The following is a 1,790-nucleotide window of genomic DNA, read 5'->3' on the forward strand; positions in this document are numbered from 1 at the left end:
GAGGGTTTGGCGTTCGGCAGCCCCAGTATGCCGTTGGTGTCCACGGTGACCGGCGCCCTGGTCGCCGACGAGATGTCGGATCCGGCGTATTGGGTCGGTCAGGTCCGTGAAACGGTTCGCTTCGCCGATGCGGTCGCCACGATGGCCGACAGCGGTGTCACCCGGTTCGCCGAAGTCGGCCCCGATGCCGTGCTGTCCCCGATGATCGCGCAGATCATGGACGACACTCAGGCGGCCGCGGCCTCTGCGGGCGCGTCCGCGGTGGTGGCTTTGGCGCGTCGAGGTCATGCCGATGCGTTGGCTGTGCTAGGTGGGGTGGCCGGGTTGTTCGTGTCCGGTGCCGATGTGGACTGGGCGGGCTTCTACTCCGGAGCTCAGCGAATCGACTTGCCTACCTATGCCTTCCAGCACGAGCGATTCTGGCTCGACGCCAAGGAGATGTTGGCGCGGTCGTGGCTGGGTGCCGAGCTGGGTGGAGTCAGTTCCGTCGGACTCGATGTCGTCGATCACCCGTTGCTCGGAGCCGTTGTGCCGCACCCGGAGTCGGGTGGGGTGAGCTTCACCGGACGTTGGTCGGTCGAGTCGATGGAGTGGTTGGCCGACCACAGCGTGCTCGGTACCGTCTTGCTGCCGGGTACCGGTTTTGTGGAGCTGGCCGGTTATGTCGGCGGTCTGTTGGGCTGCCCCGTGGTGGACGAGCTCGTCCTGCACACCCCGTTGACCTTGCCGGGCGAGGGCAATGTTTCGGTGCAGGTTGTCGTGGCCGCCGCCGACGAGATCGGTCGTCGGCGCTTGAGTGTGCATTCTCGGCAGACGGCCGAGGGTCCGTGGTCGTTCCACGCCGAAGGTGTTCTCGCCCCTGGCGAGGTGGTCGCTGATTTCGATCTCACCGCATGGCCGCCGACCGGTGCGCGGCCGATGCCCGTCGACGGCGCCTATGACGAGCTGCTCGATGCCGGGTACGGGTACGGGCCCTTCTTCCAGGGCTTGCGGGCGGCATGGCAACGTGGCGACGAGCTGTTCGCCGAGGTCGCTCTCCCCGATCCGCGGGACGCCGAGGGCTTCGGAATCCATCCCGCGCTGTTCGACTCGGCCCTGCATGCCGGGATAGTCCATGCCCGTCGCGGTGGTGACGGTGATTCCCCCGCACTTCCTTTCACCTGGAACCGGGTGGTGTTGCATGCGGCCGGTGCTGCCGCAGTGCGGGTGCGAATCCTGCGCGAGGGCAACACGTTCGGTGTGCAGATCGCCGATGAGCAGGGCCGGCCGGTGTTGTCGGTGGGCGCCTTGGTTTCCCGGCCGGTGTCGGCCGAACGTCTAGGTGCGGACCCGGTGTCGGAGGCGCTGTTCGGCGTGCAATGGGTCCCCGTGCCGCTGTCGGCGGCGGAGCCGGGTCGCGTGGTTGTGCTCGGTTCTGGCCGGAGTTCCGGGGAGGTCCCACGTTACGGTGATCTCGCGGCGTTGCTCGCCGAGCTGGATGCGGCCCAGGACCCGGTTGTCCCCGAGGTCGTGTTGCTCGAGTGCCCCGACCACGATGGCGCTGCGCCGGCGGCCGCACGCAGGCTCCTCGCCGGTGTTCTCGACACGGTTCAGCGGTGGCTGGCCGATCCTCGCTGGGCCGGTTCGCGTTTGGTTGTGCTGACCAGACAAGCGGTGGCCGTTGCCGATTCCGAGCAGGTGCGTCTGGATCAGGCCCCGGTGTGGGGGCTGTTGCGTGCCGCGCAGGCTGAGCACCCGGGTCGGTTCCAGTTGCTGGATCTGGATCGCGACGGTGACCCGGATTCTGTCGT

1 protein-coding gene is annotated in these 1,790 nt (G+C 67.9%); it reads left to right on the top strand.

What is annotated here, in order from left to right:
* Nucleotides 1-36: 36 nt before the first annotated feature.
* Nucleotides 37-1,790, top strand: a 1,754-nt coding sequence (locus ACFWPJ_RS31905; protein ID WP_378857109.1) for a polyketide synthase dehydratase domain-containing protein, incomplete at its 3' end; no start/stop codon positions are given.

This window comes from Nocardia sp. NPDC058497 (assembly GCF_042720195.1).
Taxonomy (GTDB): Bacteria; Actinomycetota; Actinomycetes; order Mycobacteriales; family Mycobacteriaceae; genus Nocardia.